This is a genomic window from Fervidobacterium sp. 2310opik-2 (assembly GCF_011057735.1).
Lineage (GTDB): Bacteria > Thermotogota > Thermotogae > Thermotogales > Fervidobacteriaceae > Fervidobacterium > Fervidobacterium nodosum.
Genome location: NZ_LNGG01000001.1, coordinates 128,913 through 150,929 on the forward strand (window position 1 = coordinate 128,913; position 22,017 = coordinate 150,929).

The 22,017-nt window shown below is 37.8% G+C and carries 20 protein-coding genes; 13 read left to right on the forward strand and 7 right to left on the reverse strand.

Features of this window, described 5'->3' with window-relative positions; all coding sequences use genetic code 11:
* The first annotated feature begins 1 nt into the window (after position 1).
* On the forward strand, positions 2–700 hold the full coding sequence (gene fabG / locus AS161_RS00705) for a 3-oxoacyl-ACP reductase FabG (RefSeq protein ID WP_011993783.1): 699 nt from the start codon (positions 2–4) through the stop codon (positions 698–700).
* Positions 701–780: 80 nt separating this feature from the next.
* Here fabG and AS161_RS00710 read toward each other — a convergent pair whose 3' ends face one another.
* On the reverse strand, positions 781–1,716 hold the full coding sequence (locus AS161_RS00710) for an alpha/beta hydrolase (RefSeq protein ID WP_164541405.1): 936 nt from the start codon (positions 1,714–1,716) through the stop codon (positions 781–783).
* A 222-nt stretch (positions 1,717–1,938) separates the two neighbouring features.
* Between AS161_RS00710 and ppdK the strand changes: the two genes are divergently transcribed.
* The 7 genes from ppdK (at position 1,939) to AS161_RS00745 (ending at position 9,260) form a co-directional block, all read left to right on the forward strand.
* Positions 1,939–4,584 (forward strand): pyruvate, phosphate dikinase, encoded by a 2,646-nt coding sequence (ppdK, locus tag AS161_RS00715; protein WP_164541406.1) that lies wholly within the window; start codon positions 1,939–1,941, stop codon positions 4,582–4,584.
* A 93-nt stretch (positions 4,585–4,677) separates the two neighbouring features.
* On the forward strand, positions 4,678–5,091 hold the full coding sequence (locus AS161_RS00720; protein WP_011993780.1) for a hypothetical protein: 414 nt from the start codon (positions 4,678–4,680) through the stop codon (positions 5,089–5,091).
* 28 nt (positions 5,092–5,119) lie between these two features.
* Positions 5,120–6,478: a bifunctional UDP-N-acetylglucosamine diphosphorylase/glucosamine-1-phosphate N-acetyltransferase GlmU gene (gene glmU / locus AS161_RS00725; RefSeq protein WP_164541407.1), complete on the forward strand. Its 1,359-nt coding sequence runs from the start codon at positions 5,120–5,122 to the stop codon at positions 6,476–6,478.
* Positions 6,459–7,406: a ribose-phosphate pyrophosphokinase gene (locus AS161_RS00730; protein WP_164541408.1), complete on the forward strand. Its 948-nt coding sequence runs from the start codon at positions 6,459–6,461 to the stop codon at positions 7,404–7,406. The genes glmU and AS161_RS00730 overlap by 20 nt, the downstream gene beginning before the upstream one ends.
* Before the next feature lie 58 nt (positions 7,407–7,464).
* A complete protein-coding gene (locus tag AS161_RS00735) occupies positions 7,465–8,124 on the forward strand; it encodes a 50S ribosomal protein L25 (protein WP_164541409.1) in 660 nt (219 codons plus the stop codon).
* A 92-nt stretch (positions 8,125–8,216) separates the two neighbouring features.
* On the forward strand, positions 8,217–8,759 hold the full coding sequence (gene pth / locus AS161_RS00740; RefSeq protein ID WP_164541410.1) for an aminoacyl-tRNA hydrolase: 543 nt from the start codon (positions 8,217–8,219) through the stop codon (positions 8,757–8,759).
* 36 nt (positions 8,760–8,795) lie between these two features.
* Positions 8,796–9,260 (forward strand): hypothetical protein, encoded by a 465-nt coding sequence (locus AS161_RS00745; protein WP_164541411.1) that lies wholly within the window; start codon positions 8,796–8,798, stop codon positions 9,258–9,260.
* 45 nt (positions 9,261–9,305) lie between these two features.
* On the opposite strand, the gene AS161_RS00750 is transcribed toward AS161_RS00745, so the two are convergent.
* Both AS161_RS00750 and AS161_RS00755 read right to left on the reverse strand, forming a co-directional pair.
* On the reverse strand, positions 9,306–10,043 hold the full coding sequence (locus AS161_RS00750; protein ID WP_164541412.1) for a sulfite exporter TauE/SafE family protein: 738 nt from the start codon (positions 10,041–10,043) through the stop codon (positions 9,306–9,308).
* A gap of 39 nt (positions 10,044–10,082) precedes the next feature.
* The gene (locus tag AS161_RS00755) at positions 10,083–11,126 is read right to left on the reverse strand and encodes a M20/M25/M40 family metallo-hydrolase (RefSeq protein WP_164541413.1); all 1,044 of its coding nucleotides are present in this window, start codon (positions 11,124–11,126) and stop codon (positions 10,083–10,085) included.
* Between the two features lie 169 nt (positions 11,127–11,295).
* Between AS161_RS00755 and AS161_RS00760 the strand changes: the two genes are divergently transcribed.
* Together AS161_RS00760 and AS161_RS00765 are read left to right on the forward strand one after the other, a co-directional pair.
* Positions 11,296–12,579, forward strand: coding sequence for an MFS transporter (locus tag AS161_RS00760; protein ID WP_164541414.1), 1,284 nt, complete (start codon positions 11,296–11,298; stop codon positions 12,577–12,579).
* Positions 12,580–12,637: 58 nt separating this feature from the next.
* Positions 12,638–13,378: a ZIP family metal transporter gene (locus tag AS161_RS00765; protein ID WP_164541415.1), complete on the forward strand. Its 741-nt coding sequence runs from the start codon at positions 12,638–12,640 to the stop codon at positions 13,376–13,378.
* Here AS161_RS00765 and AS161_RS00770 read toward each other — a convergent pair.
* From AS161_RS00770 to AS161_RS00785, 4 genes are read right to left on the reverse strand one after another with little or no spacing between them, the layout of a single operon-like run.
* Entirely contained in the window at positions 13,347–14,777 is a 1,431-nt protein-coding gene (locus tag AS161_RS00770) for a diguanylate cyclase (RefSeq protein WP_241241293.1), read from the reverse strand. The two genes, AS161_RS00765 and AS161_RS00770, sit on opposite strands and share 32 nt — an antisense overlap.
* Before the next feature lie 53 nt (positions 14,778–14,830).
* Positions 14,831–16,006: an FAD-binding oxidoreductase gene (locus AS161_RS00775; protein WP_164541417.1), complete on the reverse strand. Its 1,176-nt coding sequence runs from the start codon at positions 16,004–16,006 to the stop codon at positions 14,831–14,833.
* Positions 15,999–17,837 carry an FAD-dependent oxidoreductase gene (locus AS161_RS00780; RefSeq protein WP_164541418.1) on the reverse strand — a complete coding sequence of 613 codons (1,839 nt, stop codon included), beginning with the start codon at positions 17,835–17,837 and terminating at the stop codon, positions 15,999–16,001. Before AS161_RS00780 ends, AS161_RS00775 begins: the two co-directional genes overlap by 8 nt.
* Positions 17,831–18,154 carry a (2Fe-2S)-binding protein gene (locus AS161_RS00785; RefSeq protein ID WP_164541419.1) on the reverse strand — a complete coding sequence of 108 codons (324 nt, stop codon included), beginning with the start codon at positions 18,152–18,154 and terminating at the stop codon, positions 17,831–17,833. Before AS161_RS00785 ends, AS161_RS00780 begins: the two co-directional genes overlap by 7 nt.
* Positions 18,155–18,353: 199 nt before the next feature.
* On the opposite strand from AS161_RS00785, the gene AS161_RS00790 reads away from it, so the two are divergent.
* From AS161_RS00790 to AS161_RS00800, 3 genes are read left to right on the forward strand one after another with little or no spacing between them, the layout of a single operon-like run.
* A complete protein-coding gene (locus tag AS161_RS00790) occupies positions 18,354–19,538 on the forward strand; it encodes a class I SAM-dependent rRNA methyltransferase (protein WP_164541420.1) in 1,185 nt (394 codons plus the stop codon).
* A gap of 37 nt (positions 19,539–19,575) precedes the next feature.
* A complete protein-coding gene (locus AS161_RS00795; protein WP_164541421.1) occupies positions 19,576–21,417 on the forward strand; it encodes a PQQ-binding-like beta-propeller repeat protein in 1,842 nt (613 codons plus the stop codon).
* A 39-nt stretch (positions 21,418–21,456) separates the two neighbouring features.
* On the forward strand, positions 21,457–22,002 hold the full coding sequence (locus AS161_RS00800) for an NUDIX domain-containing protein (RefSeq protein ID WP_164541422.1): 546 nt from the start codon (positions 21,457–21,459) through the stop codon (positions 22,000–22,002).
* The last annotated feature ends 15 nt before the right edge of the window (positions 22,003–22,017 follow it).

The window sequence follows — 22,017 nt, forward strand, 5'->3', positions numbered from 1 at the left end:
AATGAAGAAGCTTGAAGGGAAAGTTGCGATTGTAACGGGGGCTTCTGGTGGGATAGGAAGAGCTATAACAAAGGAATTAACGGAGGAAGGCTGCACAGTTATTGGGTTTAACTATGTACCTTCTAACGAAGGGATAGAGTACGTTTTGGATATCACAAATCGTCAAGCTGTTGAAGAAGCTGTTAAAGATGTAATTGGAAAGTATGGAAGAATAGATATACTTATAAACAACGCAGGTATCACAAAGGATAACCTGGTTTATCGAATGAGCTATGAAGATTGGGATGCAGTTATAAACACAAACCTTACAGGTGCATTCAACATGGTTAAAGCGTGCATTAGAGAGATCGTCAAGAACGAAGGTGTGATAATAAACGTTTCGTCCGTTGTTGGGCTCGAAGGAAACATCGGGCAAGTGAATTACTCCGCTTCAAAAGCAGGGCTTGTTGGACTTACGAAATCTTTGGCGAAAGAATTTGGAAGGAAGAATGTCAGAGTCAACGCGATAGCCCCTGGGTTTATCGAAACACCTATGACCGAAAAACTTCCGGAAGAAATTAAAAAAGCAGCGCTTGAAAAAATATCTATGCGCCGATTTGGTAAACCTGAAGAAGTGGCAAAACTTGTTAGATTCCTTGTAACTGATGGAACGTACATAAACGGTCAAGTTATAGTGATAGATGGCGGAATGGAAATGTGATACGAAATCCTCTCTGAATCTAATGGGGAACTCATTAATATCAATGTCGGGGGAAATCCTCCGACAAATTTTTTGTTTTTTTAATTTTTTTCGATAAAATTCATAAACACCTCTATGGCTATTTTGTTCGCAAGAGGCATATGTCCTTCGTTTGGAATTAAAACAAACTTTGAATTTTCGATTTGTTCGTTTAAAAACCTTCCTATCGCAGGTGGTGTAATCGTATCATTCTCACCGTAGATTATCAACACAGGAAAATTAAATCTTCGAAAGTCAATATTTAAATTTACTGGTTTGTTTACTTTATCTATAGAAAACTTAACAAGAACATCGCCAGGTAAAAAGAAATTTTGTGAAAATAATTTATCAAAATGTTCCGTTGAAATCATCGCGTTTTCCCCAAGTGCGTTGTAATAAACCAATTTTACAAGGGGGTATATCTTTAAACCGATGTTCAAAAGTGTTGATAATAGTTTGGTATCGAATAATTGTCCATCATTCAGTGGGTTAATTCTTTCCAAGTCTGTTAAATTTAGTACATTATACGCGGCGTCAAAAAGCACCAATTTATTTATCCTCTCTGGAATTTCGTTTGCTATTAGTATTGATAAATATCCTCCCATAGAATGACCAACCAGCGTGAACTTCTCTAAATTTAATTTATTTAAAATATCTAAAATTGTGTGGAGAATGTTAACATCTGAATAATCGAAATTATATGATTTCTCCGATAATCCAAACGGTGGGATATCGATACTCACGCAATGGTATTTTTTTGAACACACCTTAACAATCTCAAACCAATCGACAGAAGAACCAGAAAAACCATGTAAGAAAACGATCGTGCCATTTTGAATATTTTCCTTTCCTACTTCCCTATAAGCAACTTTTATACCATTACTTTCGACATAAGCAACATCACTTTTGATATTTTCCAATGTCAACTCTGTTGTAATAAATAAAGATGCGACGTAAAAAGTCAAACTTAACAGTAAACTTTTCAAAAATATCTGCATACTTTCCACCACCTTTTCACACCTTAGGTATATTTTACCACCTATGTGTCTTCACATTAATTAACAAAAAAGAAAAAAATATGTATCACTAAAAGTATTAGAGAGTATAAAAAAGTATGGTACAATTAATAAGGGTAATTAGTAATTATTTGTTTTATTTGACTTGAAATTTGGTTTTAATTGCGAAAATTCCTATATTTTTGATAAGATGGAGGTGCTAAGATGAGCAAGAAGTGGGTTTATTTCTTTGCTAACGGAAAAGCGGAAGGTACCGCCCAGATGAAAGATATTCTCGGTGGTAAGGGTGCAAACCTTGCCGAAATGACAAACGCAGGAGTACCAGTCCCGCCAGGCTTTACTATTTCTACAGAAGTTTGTAAATACTATTACGACAACAACAGAACATACCCAGAAACACTTAAACAAGAAGTTGAAACAGCTATGAAAAAACTCGAAGAAGTAACAGGAAAGGGATTTGGCGATCCTAAAAAACCATTGCTTGTTTCCGTCAGATCAGGTGCCGCGATTTCCATGCCTGGTATGATGGACACAATCCTCAACCTTGGTTTGAACGATGAAACAGTTAAAGGTCTTGTTGAAATGACAAACAACGAAAGATTTGCGTACGATTCATACAGAAGATTCTTGCAAATGTTTGGTGACACAGCTCTCGGCATTCCACACGCAGATTTTGAAAACGCTCTTTCTGAAATGAAAGCCAAAAAAGGCGTAAAACTTGACACAGAACTTGACGCTGAAGACCTTAAGAAACTTGTAGAAATATACAAAGAAATTTACAAAAAACATGGAAAAGAATTTCCACAAGATGTTTACAAACAACTCTGGGCAGCTATCGAAGCTGTTATTTGGTCATGGATGAGCGATAGGGCAATTAAGTACAGAGAAATTCATGGAATCAAAGAAGGAGAATTACTCGGTACAGCAGTCAACATCGTTGCGATGGTCTTTGGTAACATGGGTGACGACAGCGGTACAGGTGTCTGCTTCACAAGAGATCCAAACACAGGTGAAAAAGTACACTACGGTGAATTCTTACCAAACGCACAAGGTGAAGACGTCGTTGCTGGTATAAGAACACCATATCCACTTGAAAAGATGAAAGAAATGCTTCCAGGCGCTTACGAAGAATTGATTCAGATAATGGATAGACTTGAAGCATACTTCAAAGATATGCAAGATATCGAATTTACAGTAGAAAAAGGAAAACTCTACATACTCCAAACAAGAAACGCAAAGAGAACAAGTCAAGCAGCTATAAGAATCGCTGTTGATATGGTTCACGAAGGGCTTATCGACAAGAAGACGGCTGTTTTAAGAGTACAACCAGCTGATATTGAAAGAGTTCTCCACCCGAAATTTGATGAAAATGAAAGAAAGAACGCAAAAGTTATTGCAAAAGGTCTTCCAGCATCACCAGGTGCTGCAACAGGTAAAGTTTACTTTGACGCTCATAAAGCGGAAGCAGCTGCTGAAACCGGCGAAAAGGTATTACTTGTCAGACCAGAGACAAGCCCAGAAGACGTTGGTGGTATGAACGCAGCGGAAGGTATACTCACAGCACGCGGTGGTATGACATCACACGCAGCAGTTGTTGCGAGAGGTCTTGGTAAACCAGCCGTAGTTGGTGCAGAGAGTATATTTGTTGACGAAGAAGCAGGATACCTCAAAGTTGGAGATGTTGTTGTAAAAGAAGGAGAATGGATATCTATAGATGGTACAACAGGTGAAGTATTCCTCGGAAAAGTTACAACAGTTAAACCAAGAGGACTCGAAGGACCAGTTGCTGAACTCCTTGCCTGGGCAGACGAATTCAGAAAACTCGGTGTCAGAGCAAACGCAGACGTTCCAAGAGACGCAAAAGTTGCAAGAGAATTCGGAGCGGAAGGTATCGGTCTGTGTAGAACCGAACACATGTTCTTCGAAAAAGACAGAATACCAAAAGTTAGAAGAATGATTGTTGCAAGAACAGTTGAAGAAAGGGAAGCAGCACTTGCTGAACTTCTCCCACTCCAAAAAGAAGACTTCAAAGGTCTATTCAGAGAAATGAAAGGATACCCAGTCACAATAAGACTTATTGACCCACCACTCCACGAATTCTTGCCACATGAAGAAGAACAAATGGCGGAAGTTGCACAACAAATAGGAATAACGGTAGAAGAACTCAAAAAAGTTGTTGAACAACTCCATGAACTTAACCCAATGCTTGGCCACAGGGGTGTAAGACTTGTCATCACATACCCAGAAATCGCTGTCATGCAAACAAAAGCTATAATACTCGCAGCAATTGAGCTTAAGAAAGAAGAAGGCATTGAAGTTGTTCCTGAAATAATGATACCTCTTGTAGGTCACGTTAACGAGTTGAAATATATAAAGAAAGTTGTTATTGAAACAGCAGACAAACTCATCAAAGAACATGGAGTAGACCTCAAATATCTTGTCGGTACAATGATAGAAGTTCCAAGAGCGGCAGTTACAGCTGACCAAATTGCTCAAGAAGCAGACTTCTTCAGCTTTGGTACAAACGACCTTACACAGATGACATTCGGATTCAGCCGTGATGACGTTGGTAAGTTCTTACCAGAATACCTTGCAAAAGGTATACTTGAAGACGATCCATTCAAACACGTTGATACAGAAGGTGTAGGCCAACTCGTTAAATCAGCAACAGAAAAAGGTAAATCAGTCAAAGCAAATCTCAAATGTGGAGTTTGTGGTGAACACGGTGGAGATCCAAAATCCATAATGTTCTTTGCCCAAACAAAACTTGATTACGTCAGCGCATCACCATACAGAATTCCTGTTGCAAGACTTGCAGCAGCTCAAGCAAGCATTAAATACAGAAGCTAATTTTAAAATTTACCACGGGGCGCTTTTGCGCCCCGTATTCTTCTTTCTCTCCATTTTTTACTTTCACTATCTTAATCGTTAGGAGGTTGTGAAATGTTCACATTGATAATGTCCATTGTAGCTTCCATACTATCTTTTTACCTCACCAGTAATTACATTTACTTTTCTTTGATAGCGTTAGGAATTTATTTCCTTATCAGAAAAAACTTAAAGGCAGAAACCTTCGCAGGCTTAAACTTAGTGCTTATAAGTGCGATATCTCTCTTAGGAAAATTTAGGCCTTACAGTTTAGAAGGATTAAATTTTCTCATCATCGGTTCGTTTTTTGTAATATTGTACGATATCATAAAAGAATGGTATTCACTAATACCAATGTTCATATTAACTGGAATAGGAATAAGTTTGATTGCCTCTGTCAAATACGGTAAAATAGGAATGCTAATCGGACTTATTCTTATTCCAGTTCTAATTAGAGAATACACAATACAAAAGAAAATAGAAAAATAAAAATAAAATTTGAGTGGAGGCGGGGCACATGAAAGTTCTAATTCTTGCTGCAGGACTTGGGAAACGCATGAAATCGAAGTATCCCAAAGTTGTCCACAAAATCCTTGGAAAACCTATGATAAATTGGGTTGTTGACCTTGGAAAGGCGTTCGGTGAAGTTGGTGTGGTTGTGGGACATAAGGCAGATATAGTAAAAAGCTATTTGCCAGAGGATGTAAAAACATACCTCCAAGAACCACAACTTGGCACTGGACATGCGGTTATGTGCGCAAGGGATTTTATCTCGGAAAATGAAGATTTGCTCGTTCTGTACGGAGATGTTCCTCTGCTCAGTAAAGAGACTATAAATAAACTAAAAAAAGAACACGAAGAGCAGAAAAACCAAGTAACAGTATTGACATTTGTGACGGATAATCCTGCAGGTTATGGAAGAATCATAAGAGAGAACGGTAAAGTACGAATCGTTGAGGATAAAGACGCGACAGAAGAAGAAAAGAAAATCAAAGAAGTGAATAGTGGCATTTATATCTTTTCTGGTAAGTTTGTTCTTGAGAATCTTGATAAATTAAGCAATAACAACGCGCAAGGTGAATACTACTTAACAGACCTTGTTGGAATGGCGGAACGCTCCTCAACGGTTATCCTTGAAGATATCGTTGAAGTTTCCGGTGTAAACGATAGAATACAATTAGCTCAGCTTGAAACGATAGCGAAGCAACGTATACTTGAGAAACTCATGCTTTCAGGTGTAACTATAGTCGACCCAAATTCTACATTCATAGGTCCAGACGTAGAAATTGGTATGGACACAATAATTTATCCATTTACAATAATAGAAGGTTATACTAAAATAGGTGAGGATTGTGAGGTAGGTCCTTACTCGCACATAGTTGATTCTAACATAGGTAACGAAGTGAAAGTGATTCGCTCTGAGGTTGAAAAATCAGTTATCGAAAACAAAGTATCGGTTGGCCCATTCTCAAGACTGAGGGAAGGTACAGTATTGAAAGAGAAAGTGAAGATAGGGAACTTCGTTGAGACGAAAAAAACGACAGTTGGTAAAAACTCCAAAGCTCAGCATTTAACATATCTTGGTGACGCGACAATTGGAGAAGATGTTAACGTAGGTGCCGGAACAATCACATGCAATTACGATGGATACAAAAAGTATCCAACATATATAGGTGATGGTGCATTCATTGGAAGTAATTCATCACTTGTTGCCCCAGTTAATATAGGTAAAGGAGCAATTACTGGAGCTGGTTCAGTGATTACGGAAGATGTTCCAGACGATGCGCTAGCACTTGGCAGGGCAAGGCAAATAATAAAAGAAGGTTGGGCAAAGAAAAAAAGGGAGGAATTGAAAAATGCAGATCACAAGGAATGAAATGAAAATATTCACAGGTAATGCAAATAGAGTTCTTGCAGAAAAAGTTGCAAGCTATATTGGAATGAGACTCGGCGATATTACCGTTGGAAGGTTTGCGGATGGTGAGATAAACGTCAGAATAGAAGAAACCGTTAGAGGTCACGACGTGTTTTTGATTCAACCCACATGCCCACCTGTAAACGAAAATTTAATGGAACTATTAATTATGATAGATGCCTTAAAACGTGCTTCAGCTAATAGCGTTGCCGTTGTTATCCCTTATTATGGATACGCAAGACAAGACAGAAAAGCAAAAGGAAGAGACCCGATTACAGCTAAGCTTGTTGCGAACCTTCTCACCGTTGCTGGTGCCACAAGGGTTATGACAGTTGATTTACACGCGGAACAAGTACAAGGCTTCTTTGATATACCAGTTGACAATCTTTGGAGTTTCCCAGTATTCCTTGAAGAATTGAAAAAAGATGGCCTTTTAAACGACGATGCCGTCATAGTATCACCGGACGTTGGAGGAGTTAAGAGAGCAAGACAGATAGCGGAAAAAGTTGGCTTACCGCTAGCCATATTAGATAAAAGAAGACCAAAGGACAACGTTGCAGAGATATTGAATATAATCGGTGACGTAAAAGGTAAAACAGCGATAATAGTTGACGACATAGTTGATACCGCGCGTTCTTTAGTGGAAGGAGCAAACGCTGTTAAAAACGCGGGAGCTAAGAGGGTCGTTGCTTGTATAACGCATCCTGTACTATCTTCTGGTGCTCCTGAAAGAATTGAGAATTCAAGTATTGAAAAGATTTATATTAGTGATACAATATATCATCAGAGCCTACCACAAAAATTCAAAGTAGTTTCAGTTGCACCACTACTTGGTGAGGCTATAATAAGAGTTAGAAAGAACCTTTCGGTAAGTATATTATTTAAATAAAAATAATAAAAAAAGATAAAATAAAAATCTCAAAAATAGATAAAAAGGAGGAAGCGATATGGAACACGTAGTAAGTGCTCAACTTAGGTCTATTGTAGGTAACAAAAGAGCGGTAAGAAGACTCAGAGCGACTGGAGCTATTCCTGCGGTAGCTTACGGTCCCGGTTTAGAAAAACCACTCAGCCTTGTTTTAAACAGAACAGACTTTTTAAAGCTTTTTAAACACATTACAGAATCAACACCTCTCACTCTCGTTGTAAAAGATGAAAACGACAAAGAAGTTCTTAAACACCTTGCATTCATTAAAATGGTACAGTACGACAAAGTAACAGATGAAGTAAAACACGTTGATTTTTACGTACCAGAAGCTCACCACAAGATGAGAATCAATGTACCTATAGAAATCGTTGGAAAGGCAATAGGTGTTGAAAAAGGCGGTATAATGGAAATTATCCACCACGAAGTACCAGTCAAAGCATTACCTGACAGAGTCCCTGAAGTGATTAAAATCGATGTAACAAATCTTGAGCTTGGTGAGACACTTAGAGTTAAAGACGTTGTTCTTCCAGAAGGTGTAGAAATAGATATGGATGATGAAGATGTTCTCATCACAGTTGTAGTTCCAAGAGGCCTTGAAGTAGAAGAAGCTACAACAGCAGAAACGGGTAACGAACCAGAAGTTATAAAGAAAGGTAAGAAAGAAGAGGAAGAAAAATAATCTTCAAATTTACAAAGAGTTAAATTCACAAAATCCCCCTGCGTGGGGGATTTTTCTTACTCATATTCCAAATTTTTAGGAAGGTGATATAATTGATTATAATAGGATTGGGAAATCCTGGCGAAAAATACTCGAATACACGTCACAACGTAGGTTTCATGGTGCTTGATAGATTAAGCAATTCTTGGAAAAAGGGACCAAATTACCTTTACAGCGATATAAACATATCCGGTGAAAAGATAAAATTAATCAAGCCCATGACGTACATGAACTTGAGTGGAGAGGTATTTAAATATCTTCCACATGATGATATAATAGTAGTGTACGATGACTTAGATCTACCGCTTGGAAAGATAAGGATAAGAAAAAATGGTAGTGCAGGTGGACACAACGGGATAAAATCGATAATCTCATTCATAGGTCAAGATTTCCCAAGAATAAGAGTGGGCATAGGTCCAAAACCTGAGAATATCGACGCTGCAGATTACGTACTTTCAAATTTTACTAAAGAAGAATTTGAAGTGCTCGATAAAATAATAAACTTATGCACAGAAGCGATAGAGTACATAGTTGAAAACGGCATAGATAAAGCAATGAATAGATATAACTCTATTGAGATTAGCATTGGAAAATAACAAAAAACATACAAAACGCACAGGGAAGGTGGAAAATTGAAAAAATTTAAAGACGAAAACTACGAAAATTGTATTAGATGTGGAAAACCAGCGAAAATCATACAAAGTGTGTACATAGACGGTACAGTAAAAAAAGTCAGCTACTGTGAAAGTTGCTTTGTGGAAATAATGAAATACGAAAGTGAGAAATACGTAAAAACAGGTGTGAGAGTGCTTACAAATCATATTAAATTAGTCCAAGAAAGCCCTGTTAAAAATTTCAACTTTGAAAAATCTATAGAAGATATATATTCCGTTTTACCAAGCACAATACAGCTAAACCTTTTTAAACAAGAACCATCTTCTTACAAAAACATAGCGGTTGATATAAAAAACAGAAAACTTGCATTATTAAACCACAGACTTAAGAAAGCGCTAAAGAGAGAAAATTACAAACAAGCTGAAAAAATAAAGAAAAAAATGGAAGAAATAAGAAAAACATTAGAACAACAGCCCTGGTAATTTGATAACCCAGGGCTGTTTTTTATCTTACAATATTATAGAAAATTATTTAACTAAGTAACTTATCGCAGAAATTATCATCATAACGGCGACGATTATTCTAATAATCTTTTTATTAACCTTCATATTGAGATAAGAACCAACGTAACCTCCCACGAATGAGCCCAAACCCATAACTATACCTGGAACAAACTCCACCTTTTTACCTGCTGAAAAGAGTAACAAAGAGAAAATTGTGAAGAGCAAAGTCAGAAATATCTTCATAGCGTTAGCGGACTTAATATTGTATCCTTCAACCATCGTAAGCGCGTATATAAGAAAAAAACCTACTCCTGCTTGGATGTATCCGCCGTACAAACCTATCAAGAAAAATACGATAAAACTTAAGAACTTATTTTCCTTTACATCTTTCTTACCTTCTTCCCAAACTTTTGGTGAGAACAAAACAAAATACGACATCACCAAAAATATAATACCTACACTTATCTTTATTATATTCTCCGGCAATTTCAACACAATAGAAGTCCCAACAATTCCACCTAGAATCGTTGGAATAGCTAAAAATCCAGCCCTTTTTGGCTCAAGAACCTTATTTTTTACAAAACTCCCAGTGGCGGAAATATTTTGAAGAAGTATCCCTATCCTGTTTGTTGCATTTGCGACACTTGGCGCAAGACCATAGAGACTCAACAACGGCAACGTGAGAAAAGAACCACCACCTGCGAGCACATTGATAATCCCGGCAGCTAATCCTCCAAAAAATAAAAGAGCTAACATCCACATCTTCGATAAGCACCTCCACCAGCGCATTAAAATACGAAATCAAAATCTCTCCAAGAACAATCTTAGCAACTTAATTAAATTAAGTAAATCTTTGATATTAAGCATCTCAACTTGTGAGTGCAGATATCGAATTGGCACGCTTAGCGCAACCATTGGCACACCGTATTCAACAAAGACACTTGCATCATTTCCGCCACCTGTTGCGCCTAATTGAACCGGAATCCCTTCTCTCTCAGCTAGTTTTAATATGAACTTCACCACATCTGGATCGGAAATCGAACTGTTATCGTATGCTCTAATCACAGGCCCTTTTCCTAACTCGATATGTTTATTCTGCTTACTACAACATGCGAAAGAATCAACAGCTATGGCTAAGTCAAAATCAACACTTTCAAAAGTTGCAAAGTGGTTAAGCAAAGCTTTCGCACCTCTAAGCCCGACCTCTTCTTGCACAGTCCATGAAAAAACGACATTTGAATTCGGAGATATATCTTTACACGTTTCAATTAGAGTGTAACAACCAAACCTATCATCCAAGCTTCTCATAGCCAAAAATTCTTTATTAAGTATAGAAAAATGCTTTTTAAAGACCGCATAATCCATAACCGATACACCCACATCTATCAATTCTTGTTTAGAACGAGCACCGACATCGACAACCTTTTCAAAAACGACACCATCAGATTTCAAATGTGGTGGTACCGTGCCTATAACACCATCTACAATGCCATTACAAGTAACAACTTCAACAAACGAGCCTTGAATAGCATCTTCGATGATTCCTCCGACATTTCTCACTTCAAGCTTTCCATCATCTCTCAAACTTGTTATGTAAAAACCAATCTCATCCATATGCGCCATTACAATCACATTCTTTGAACTTTCCGGATTATTTCTACTTGGAACTTTGCCAATCAAATTCCCTATTTTGTTTACCGACAAATCTGGCAAACTCTTTTGTTTCTCTCCAAAATTATTCTTCTCAAGCATATAAATAATTTTTTCCCTAACCTTCTCCTCTCTTCCTGACACACCAGGCACTGAGCAAAGCTCAATCAGTTCATTCATAACGTTAGTATCCATGATAACCCCTCCATTTTAAAAAATTATCGCATAAAGAATTATACCATAAATTAATTCGTATATCGAAGTATATTTTATCACCAAAAAATTTTTTATGTATTGACAAAAAATTTTGAATTTGATAAAATATTTTTGGTTGATAAACAAAATATGGGAAGGAGGGATAGGAATGGTTTCAGAGAGCATTTACAAACACGAGAAGCGGAACTTGGCGTTAATAATCAGCGGAAGGTTTGAATCGCTTATAGGTGCTTCTGCGTTGATGATTGCTATGCCGTTATATGTTTTGGATTTGACAGGTTCTGGAACGATAATGGGTATTTTCAGTATGCTTGGAATATTGCCAAGGCTCATTACAAACCCAATAGGCGGGGTCTTAGGCGACAGAATAAATCGAAAATGGATAATGGTTGGTCTTGATGAGCTCCGCGGATTATTACTTATTTTCATGGGTTGGCTTGCGTTGATGAATAAATTAAGTATAGTAAATTTACTTCTTTTTAGAGCTCTCTTGTCGGTTATGGATGGTTTGTTTGATGGACCAACCGCGGCTATGTTTGGTGATGTTGTAAGAAAAGAGAACATGAAAACAGCCACTTCACTCAACTCTATGGCTGGAGCGGTTTCTAATATTATAGGCCCGATATTAGGTGGTGTACTTTACGGTGTGTATGGATTCAAAAACGTTATATTCATGACAGCTGTATTGTACATACTTTCAGGTATCAGCGAACTTTTTATAATTTACAAATTCCAACTATCGAAGAGTGAAAAATTAGAATTTTTTAAAGAACTTGGCGAAGGCGTAAGATTTGTTGTGCAGAACAAGGGATTGAAGTTTTTGTTTACATTTGCGATAGTTATAAATTTTTTAACCAGTCCTTTGCTGAGCGTTGTATTGCCATACATAATGAGGGTAAAAATCGGATTTTCATCGACGCAATTTGGTACATTAGAGGTTTTCGCTACAGTTGGTGCACTGTTGGGAAATATCCTATTAGTATCAATTTTTAGAAAATCGAGTTCAAAGCAGATGATTTGGTTAGGGCTTATCGCCCAGGGTGTGGTTTTAATCGCTCTTTCCATATTAATCATGCCATATTTTGGATTTTCAAAGTCATTATTGTACATGTTATTTGGAGTTGGCTTTTTCCTTGTTGGATTGTTCAACATCATAATAAATGTACCTATTAACGCTAATTTGCAAATTCTTACACCGTCTGAACTAAGGTCGAGAGTCTTTTCCGTGCTTAACACGATTGCGATGGGAACAGTGCCTATCTCTTCCGCACTCTATGGATTTCTAATAGATAAAATAGACCCATTTTGGTTTTTCTTGGCGATTAATGTAATATCTATGATTGTTGTGTTGATATTTCTTTTAAAAGCTCCCGAAGAGGCATACGTGCCATCAAACTTGCCAAATACTTCAACAGTTTCATCGAATGTATAATTATGGTATAATTTCTTGTGGATTAAAAGGTTAAGTTTAGAATTTGGGGGGGAAGGTATTGAACGGTTTTGAGAAAGGGATTTTGTACAGTACTTTAGCAGGTCTTGCGACGGTTTTCGGTGCAATTCCGATGTTGCTAATACACAAACACTTAGGTGAAAAGCTCATAGATGCTATGCTTGGCATGGCTGCGGGAATTATGCTCGCAGCCAGCGCCTTTAGTCTTGTTATGCCGTCTCTCGAATCCGGTGGAGTATTAAGGTTTTTGATAGGTTTTATACTCGGTGCTGTTACCATAGATTTGATGGATAAATTCTCACCGCACGAACACTTTTTGAAAGGGCATGAAGGAATCAGTGCAAAACGGCTTGCGAAGATATGGCTATTTGTGATAGCGATAACTATACATAATTTTCCTGAAGGAATGGCGGTTGGAATAAGTGGATTTACGCCGCAGGCTTTGGGAGTAGCGGTGGCGATAGGCGCTCAGAACATCCCTGAAGGAACTGCGACAATGATTTCGCTTATGAACGCTGGATACTCTGTAAAGACGTCCCTTTGGGTAACGTTTCTAACGGGGGTTGTTGAAATAATCGGCGGTGTATTTGGAGCTGGATTGATATTAATCAGTAAGGGGTTATTACCTTACATGCTTGCGTTTGCCGCAGGGGCAATGATATTCGTTGTAAGTGATGAAGTTATACCTGAAACACACGTTAGAGGCAATGAACGGTTGGCAACGTACTTTTTAATCTTCGGATTTTTTATTATGTCTGCGCTTGATGTTCTGCTTGGGTAATACCTATTATCTCTTTTATTTCTTTATCCGTTGGTAAAAACATATGCATCGCTCTATCCTTCCCAGATTTCTTAGCGATGTACAAAAGTTCGTCTGCTGCTTTCAGTACCTCAGTAGGTGATTGATAGTTTTCAGAACTTACAACACCACATGAGACCGTGCATTTTCTGTGTGGAAACTCGGCGGTCCTTACTTTCTGCAATATTTCTTCAATAAAATTCACAACTTCGTCTCTTCCGATTTTAGTTAAAATCAACGTGAACTCTTCTCCTCCGTATCTTCCAGCTATACCTTTATCTCCAACAGCCTCTTTCAATATTTTTCCTAAAATTTTAAGTACCTCATCCCCAACTAAATGTCCGTATGTGTCGTTTATTTTTTTGAAATTATCTAAATCAAACATCGCAACGTAATAAGGCTTTTTGTTATACTTGGACAAATTGTGTGTCTCTTCCAAAAATCTCAATAACTCTTTCTTGTTGAAAAGACCTGTCAAACCATCAACGGTTGAGGCAACTTTAAATTCTGTGAACGTATTAAGAGTATTAAACAAAAGTGAGACGCTTTCGTTTGCATCGTAAATCACCTTTGACAAATTTCTTCTGTCAGAAACATTCGATGCGGCGATTATTCCCAACTCATTTTCGCCGTATTTCATAACGAAGTGCGTAATTTCTTCCTTTACGAAGATTTCGGCGCCGAATTCACCAACATAATTCCAATTAGCTGGTTCTGTCGGTTTTTCCAAAATCCTAACAAGGTAATTTTTCAAAAATTCCCTTTGCAGATTAAAACCGAAGTTATACACACGACCGGCAACTGGTGAGATAAGTAAAAAAGCGATAGAGTCAAAAGAAGAAAAATTTTTCAAAAACTCTTTTAATTCTTTTATTACAAAGTATTCATCGCGTGCAAATTGAATTAACGACAAAACTTCCCTGTTTAGTATCTCTTTTCTCATCTTTTGCTCGAGCACATCGTATATATTATTTACAACCATACTCTTCTCATTTTTATTTGCTCGAAAATCACCATTGACAAATTCCAACAAAACTCTTTCGAGTTCGTCTTTCGTGAGTAATTTTGATATAAATTTATTTGCCCCACTATGCTCCGCCCAAAATTGGTTTATGACATCATCTGAACCTGTTAAGACAGCAATCCCTGCATTTTCAAATGCAGGGATTGACCTTAAGTAAAGGCAAAGCTGCAAACCAGAAATACCAGGCATATTGTAATCGCTTATGATAACATCAGGATATTCTTTCAAAGCAATTTCTATAGCCTTTGTCGCATCTTCCGTTACGATAACTTCATAGCCATGACTTTTGAAAATATTCTCCAACACAAACCTCCAAAATTTGCTATCGTCAACTATCAATATCTTTTTCAAGAGCATTCCCCCTGAATTATCCCATTGAATTAACTATCTGTAAATACAATTCACAAAAATTATACCACATTCTTTTCTTTTTCCACAGTCATATTTTCAAATCTTTTCACATCCAAGTAGCTTATGTCAGTATGTAGTGACTTTCCAAAGAGAATCAATTCCGCTAGAGCTTCTCCGACAGCTGGTGCGACCATGAAACCATGTCCTGAGTACCCAACGGCATAGTAATATCCCTTAACTTTATCGCTCTGTCCAATGATAGGTTGAGCGTCAGGTGACATGTTGTACATACCACTCCAATGTCTCATCATCCTGACATTTTTCAAAAACGGGAATGTCCTAACCATTTTTGAGATGAGCTCTTCTTCAAATCTGAACGTTACGTTGTAATTTATTCCCGGTTTTTCGTCTTTGTCACCTTGACCAAGGACGAATTGACCGTGTTGGGTTTGTCTCATGTAGAAATTACCAGAGAAGCTTATTGCCATCATGGGGAAGAAATTTTCAAGAGCTTCCGTTACAATTATTTGGTGTCTGTAACTCTCAGTTGGAAGATCAACACCTACCATTTCGGAAGTCTCCCTCGACCACGGACCAGCGGCATTGACAACAACATTACATTTAAAGTATCCATTTGAGGTCTCTACACCTATTACTTTACCTGCCTGAACATCGATTCCCTTGACTTCCGTGTGAGTGTATATATGCCCACCCATACGTCTTACCGCTTGCGCGTATCCGATAACAGCTTTATGAGGATTGGCATGCCCATCCGTTTGGCAGAACGTTGCCATCAAAAGACCATCTGTGTTAATGTAAGGATATCTTTCCTTAACTTGCCTTGGAGATAAGATTTCTACGTTTAATCCTTCTTCTCTTTGCATCTGGACATTTTTCTCAAATTGGGCAGCTTCTTCTTCATCGTAGGATAGCACAAGGTATCCACCTTGGAAGTATTCGATATCCATTCCAACATCTTCTTTAAATCTTTCAAATAGTTTAACACTCCTCATCGCGAGTCTAACATTGGGTCTTGTAGACCATTGCTGTCTAATTCCACCAGCGCATCTTCCCGTTGAACCAGATGATAGGTATGATTTTTCAAAGACAGCAACAGACCTTTCACCCAATTTACACAAGAAATACGCTAACGCTGTGCCCGTTATTCCTCCACCGATTATACAAACGTTGTATTGATTATTATTATTACTATTGACGTTTATTATATTACTCATCGCATTCCACTCCCTTTTTTTCGTGGTATTTAACGATAGCCTCAAAAGGTGTAGGTATTACCGGAGGTCTAAACATCCCCAATTCTATATCAGAAATGGCGCGTCCTGTTTTTTGCGAGAGTATTTGGAGTGTAAGCGCGCGGCACGTTTTACCACCGCAAGGTCCCATACCTATCCTCAGAACCCTTCTTAACTCTTCGTAATCTGTAATTCCTAAGTCAATTACCCTTTCTATATCTTCTTTTGTTATTTCCTCGCATCTGCATACGTACTCTTTATCTTCTTTTGGTAACGTAAAACTCCTAACAACATTTTCCATACCTGTTGGTACTTTTAAAAACACAACGTGTGTTTTATCTCGTTTATTTAAGATCACATTCTCGATTTGTCCTCTTCCAACAACTTTGCCATCTCTATCCAACAATTCAACTTCTTGTCCTTTTTCAGGGATTGGTAGTAATTCGTAAGGTATACCAACTATCGAATAATCTTCTTTTTCCTGGACCAAAAAGATTGCCAAACCTGGGCATTTCATAACACAAACGCCACACCCAGTACATTTTTCGTAATCTATCTCAGGTATACCATTTATATTCCCCCCAACGTTTATAGCACCACTTGGGCACGAAGTCTCACAAGGATTACAAGGTATTGCTTGTGGGCATTCTATAATTGCTCTCAATTTGCCCTTAGGTCCAAAACTTTCCTGCACTTTTTCCCTGTAACCTCCAGCTGGGAAGTGAATATTGAACTTCTCAAGCCCACTTCTGACTTTTGCCGAGAAAGGTCCTTTTCTGAATTCGGCTAATTCAGATTTCATTTGATTAATTTTCTCTGATAAATCTTTTCCTGAGAGTTTTTGCGCGATATTGTAACCGGCGATGTATCCTTCTATCATCGCTGTAGTTGCTTCCTCTATACTCGACAAATCACCGGCGATGTACACATTATCGACTGTTGTTTTCATATTTTCATCTCTCAAAGGAACATACCCACCTAATTCTGGCATATAGACAATCTTTGCGCCTGTTTGCGCCGCAAGTTCAATATTTGGCTGTAACCCAACAGCCAAGCATATAGCATCGACAACGAATTCCTTTTCGGTACCAGGTATCGGTTGGAATTTTTCATTTACTTGTGCGATAACAGCTCCTTCAACTCTATCATGTCCAATGGCTTCTAAGATTGTATGATTGAGATAAATCGGTACACCGAGCCTCTTTACTTTATTTGCATGAACCATATATCCGCCAACTTTTGACGAGGCCTCAACGATAGCCTTTACCTTTGCTCCAGCTTGGATTAACTGATATGCGACTATAAGCCCTATGTTACCCGCACCAACGATAAGGAATGAACTTCCAGGGAGGACTTTGTATTGATTCATCAACGTTTGAACGGCGCCCGCGCCGTAAACACCGGGTAATGTGTTGTTTTTAAAGGCTAAAAATTTCTCCGTTGCGCCTGTGGCAAGAAGTATATAATCGGCTTGGTAATGCTCAACGATGTTATTCACTCTATCGTATAAGACAATTCCATTTTCGTATATACCCGTTACCGTCGTCTGGAGTTTGATTTGCACACCCAATTGATTTACTTTATTTACAAGCCTTTTTCCAATTTCAAATCCCCTTACTGAAGCGAAAAATCCCTCGTGTCCGAAGAATTTGTGCGTCTGTTTTGGAAGTTGACCACCTGCCTCAATACCTTCATCGACGATTAATATTCCTTCACCACTACCAATACTCTCTGCAATAGCTATCGCTCCGGTTAGACCTGCAGGTCCTGCACCGACTATTATCGCTTTCAACTTTTTTGGAGATTTTACCATACAGGTTTCCCCCTTCCAACTTGCCTTCTTACATGTATTCCTTCACTTACGGGGGTTATACACGCTCTTACATTTGGGATACCGTTCACCTCAACAAGGCAGGCAGAACACTTACCAATTGCGCAGAAAAACCCACGGGGATTTTTGTGTTCCGTGAAGCCGAATATATCAATACCATTTGCGATAAGCGCGCTTGCGATGGTATCGTCTGGAAATGCGCAGATAGGTTGACCCTCGAAGTAGAATGTGATGTGCTTTTGACTTTCAGGTTCTGTGATACTTATAATAGGATGCTGAGTGATGCGACCACTTTGCATTAATCCCCCTCCCCGAAAATAAATTGAAAAAATATTTGTACGAATTTCTAACAATTAAATTATACTTCTCCACCATCCTTGCGACAAAATTCCAAATTTATTTGTTATTATAAAAGAACAATAATCATCGTCAAAAACTTAAAAAATCCATTGTTTTGTGTTATAATGGTAACTGATAATACAAATAGGGAGTGATTAGATGCAACATGCGAAGGTAATGTTAAAAAAAGATATAAAAAGAAGGATTCTTAATGGTCATCCATGGATATACGACAACGAGATAGAAAAAATAGAAGGCGATTTTGAAAATGGTGATATAGTGCACATCTTTACTTTTGCAAATCAATTTCTCGGTGTTGGATATATAAACACAAACTCCAAAATCACCGTGCGAATACTATCAAGAAAGCCGATAGAAATAAGCAAAGAATTCATCAAATCACGGATTAATGATGCACTTAAAAATAGATACAATATCGTCAAAGAAGACGCATACAGGGTTGTGTTTGGCGAAGCGGATGGATTACCTGGATTAATCGTAGATAAATTTGGAGATTATCTTTCGGTACAATTCAATACACTTGGTATAAACAAACTCAAAAATCATATAATCGATGTGCTTTTAGAAACTTTCAATCCGAAAGGCATATTTGAGAGAACGGAAGGAAGCGCCGTAAAAAAAGAGGGATTGGAAGAAAAAACGGAATGGATATACGGCAACGGACCAGAGTTGATACCATTTGAAATCAATGGGTTAAAATTCTTAGCAGATACAAAAGGTCAAAAAACAGGTGCGTTTTTGGACCAGAGGGAAAACGCTAAAAAGCTCATGGAATTTGCCGAAGGCAAAGAATGTTTAGATTGTTTCTCATACACCGGTAATTTCGGAATGCACTTGCTAAAGGGTGGGGCAAAACATGTCACATTCGTTGATTATTCAGAAAGGGCCATAGACGTAGCAAAAGAAATTGCGAAATTGAATAACTTCCAAAATTGCACATTTATAGTTGCAAACGCCTTTGATTTTCTAAAAGAAGAATTCGAAAATGCGCATCTATATGATATAGTTGTACTTGACCCACCATCGTTTGCCAAGAGTGCTTCGAGCAGAGATGCTGCGTTTAAAGGATACAAAGAGATAAATTACCGAAGCATGAAAATTCTCAAAAACAATGGTATACTCGCAACTGCTTCTTGTACGCAAGTAGTTTCCCAAAAAGAATTCGAAGATATTATCGTTGACGCGGGTATAGACGCGAAGGTAATACTCAGATTGCTCTACCGAGGTGGTCAACCAATAGACCATCCTCAGGTTTACAACATCCTTGAAACGATGTACCTGAAATTTCTGATTTTACAAGTTTCAAACATTAAATCCCAATAAATTTTGATTAAATAAATCACATAGGGGGAAGAGAATAATGAAGAAAATAAAAATCTGGCTTTTTCTCACTTCCATTTTTCTAAGTCTTTACAGCTTATTATTCTCAGGAGCGTTGGTTCTTACTTCGAATGGAATATTTGACGAAGCGGGCAATCAGCTCAAAAGTGGTAGCTATGCTGACATTCTTTTCGATGGGAAGAATGTGTATTACATTCTTCAAGATGGCATTTATACACTCGACGGACGCACAAAAATAGATATTAAAGGTGCGCAGAAAGTAGGCACGAATTACGTTGTATCATCATCGAAATTGTACAAAATCGAAAATGGTAATGCTTTAGCTATCGATACAGTTCCCTCCAATTTAAAAAACATATACGTTAAAGATGGATACATCATTGGTCTTGATAAAGGACAGATTGTTTGTTATTACCAAGGCAAAGTTGTTTGGTCGATGAGTGGGTCTTTCAAAGACTTTAAAGTTAGCGGAAATTACCTTGCCGCGTTTGGAAGTCAGACGATGTTGTTTAACATAAGCAATCCTCAGTACCTAAAATTTGAGCGTATTTACCCTGCTTACAGAGATTACGCGTACTTTTTTGAGTACCACGCGTTTAGTGATGGAACAAAAATCTACATATACAAAGGAGCTTCAAGGTTAAGTACAACATTCTCATACAGAGGTCCACTATTCTCAGATGGTGAGAATCTATACTCTGGAAATCTCATGATAACATCTAATATGTTCCAAAAAGATTTAAAAATATCAGTTAAATCTTTAGCAGCTTTCCCAACAACTGCGCAAAGTGAAACGAAAGAAACAACTCCAACAATTTCAACTGCTCAAACTAAAGAGCAAGAGGAACAAAAAACGCCGCAAACTGCTTCTGAAGCTCAAGCAAAACCACAACAGGAAGAAGAAAACGTTGTCAAACCAACTGAAGCAAAAGAAACCCCTAAAACTCCAAAGCTATTTGATCTGATTTGGAAGGTAATGTTAAACGACGAAATTTCTGGGAAACCCGCTGTTAAAGTTGACGAACTATACATTCCAACATTAAAAGGCTCGGTTATTAAAATATCCAACGGTAAGATAGAATGGACTTACAGAACAGGATTTGTCATTCTGGGTCATATCACCATTGGCAACAACATTTACGCTGTTTCATGGGACGATACAGTTTATGCACTTAACGATAGGGGCACATTAAATTGGAAATTGAAATTAGATAGCGATATCTCACAAGGTCCCGCTTGGGATGGTTACAATCTATACGTTGTTACTGACAACGGTACTGTTTACATCATCAAAGATGACGTAAAAAGTGCGAAGATAACAAGTAATTATAAAACATCCTCTTATCCGATTATTCCACCATCCATATCTTTGGCAGGGAAAATATTTGTTGTGGACGCCCTTGGAAATCTCTGGCGAGACAAATCAACTTTAGGATTTATCGGGAAAGTAAAGAACCTTCCTATAGCATATGAAAATTACTACACTTCTCATGAGCTTGGATTTACACTTATCGATGAATTAGGTATTACCTTCAGTTTTGTACCACTTGAAAATTCTACACAGATAATTAAAGGCAAATCCATATTCATAACAGTGAATGATGTTATCGTTGATGCTGTCCTTGGTAAAGAATACATATATGCGATAAGTTCCAGTAAAAAATTGTACGTTATCGGCAGGGATACGAAAAAAATCGTCTTTACAGACACAATACCGGGAGGAAAGTACGTTTCGTTAAGTAACAACTATTTGTACGTCTTTGGCAATGAAGTTAGATGTTACTACGTCAAAGATAACCCATCAGGTTTATGGAACAGCTTGTACGCGAATCCGCTCAATTGGAACTCGGCTGTTAAGTAATAAGTAATAGTTAATTTGGTGAATTTAGGTGATATCTTAATGAAACTCTTAGGCCAATTCAATTACTATGCTGTATGCGTTCCCATTTACAAAAATCAACTCATATTTGAAGTTAGGTCACAGTACATAGCTCAACCACTTGAAATATCATTTCCCGGTGGAAAAATAGAAGAAGGAGAAATGCCATACGAAGCGGCTGTTAGGGAACTGCGTGAAGAAATAGGCGTTGATGTTGTAAGAAAATTATTCGACATAGAACCAATAGTCACACCATTTAACAGCGTCATCTTTTCCTATGCTGTCGAGGTGGATATTTCCAAACTAAAAATAAATAACTTTGAAGTTTTAGAGACATTTTTGGTGCCTATCGAACACTTTTCAAAGCCTTACAAAACAGCAAATGTAGACGTTATACTATCTCCAAATGAAGATTTCCCGTACGAACTTATACCAGGTGGTCGGAACTATCCGTGGAAACGCGGAACTTACGAAGTTATGTTTTACAAATGGGAAGATTACATAATCTGGGGGATAACAGCACGAATAGCTCATCGCACATGGGAGATTGTATCAAATAAATTATAAATAAATGTATCCAGG

Coding starts and splice junctions, on each gene's coding strand:
- fabG (WP_011993783.1), top strand. CDS start 2: ATGAAGAAGCTTGAAGGGAAAGTTGCGATTGTAACGGGGGCTTCTGGT.
- AS161_RS00710 (WP_164541405.1), bottom strand. CDS start 1,716: ATGCAGATATTTTTGAAAAGTTTACTGTTAAGTTTGACTTTTTACGTC.
- ppdK (WP_164541406.1), top strand. CDS start 1,939: ATGAGCAAGAAGTGGGTTTATTTCTTTGCTAACGGAAAAGCGGAAGGT.
- AS161_RS00720 (WP_011993780.1), top strand. CDS start 4,678: ATGTTCACATTGATAATGTCCATTGTAGCTTCCATACTATCTTTTTAC.
- glmU (WP_164541407.1), top strand. CDS start 5,120: ATGAAAGTTCTAATTCTTGCTGCAGGACTTGGGAAACGCATGAAATCG.
- AS161_RS00730 (WP_164541408.1), top strand. CDS start 6,459: ATGCAGATCACAAGGAATGAAATGAAAATATTCACAGGTAATGCAAAT.
- AS161_RS00735 (WP_164541409.1), top strand. CDS start 7,465: ATGGAACACGTAGTAAGTGCTCAACTTAGGTCTATTGTAGGTAACAAA.
- AS161_RS00750 (WP_164541412.1), bottom strand. CDS start 10,043: ATGTGGATGTTAGCTCTTTTATTTTTTGGAGGATTAGCTGCCGGGATT.
- AS161_RS00755 (WP_164541413.1), bottom strand. CDS start 11,126: ATGGATACTAACGTTATGAATGAACTGATTGAGCTTTGCTCAGTGCCT.
- AS161_RS00760 (WP_164541414.1), top strand. CDS start 11,296: ATGGTTTCAGAGAGCATTTACAAACACGAGAAGCGGAACTTGGCGTTA.
- AS161_RS00770 (WP_241241293.1), bottom strand. CDS start 14,777: ATGCTCTTGAAAAAGATATTGATAGTTGACGATAGCAAATTTTGGAGG.
- AS161_RS00775 (WP_164541417.1), bottom strand. CDS start 16,006: ATGAGTAATATAATAAACGTCAATAGTAATAATAATAATCAATACAAC.
- AS161_RS00780 (WP_164541418.1), bottom strand. CDS start 17,837: ATGGTAAAATCTCCAAAAAAGTTGAAAGCGATAATAGTCGGTGCAGGA.
- AS161_RS00785 (WP_164541419.1), bottom strand. CDS start 18,154: ATGCAAAGTGGTCGCATCACTCAGCATCCTATTATAAGTATCACAGAA.
- AS161_RS00790 (WP_164541420.1), top strand. CDS start 18,354: ATGCAACATGCGAAGGTAATGTTAAAAAAAGATATAAAAAGAAGGATT.
- AS161_RS00795 (WP_164541421.1), top strand. CDS start 19,576: ATGAAGAAAATAAAAATCTGGCTTTTTCTCACTTCCATTTTTCTAAGT.
- AS161_RS00800 (WP_164541422.1), top strand. CDS start 21,457: ATGAAACTCTTAGGCCAATTCAATTACTATGCTGTATGCGTTCCCATT.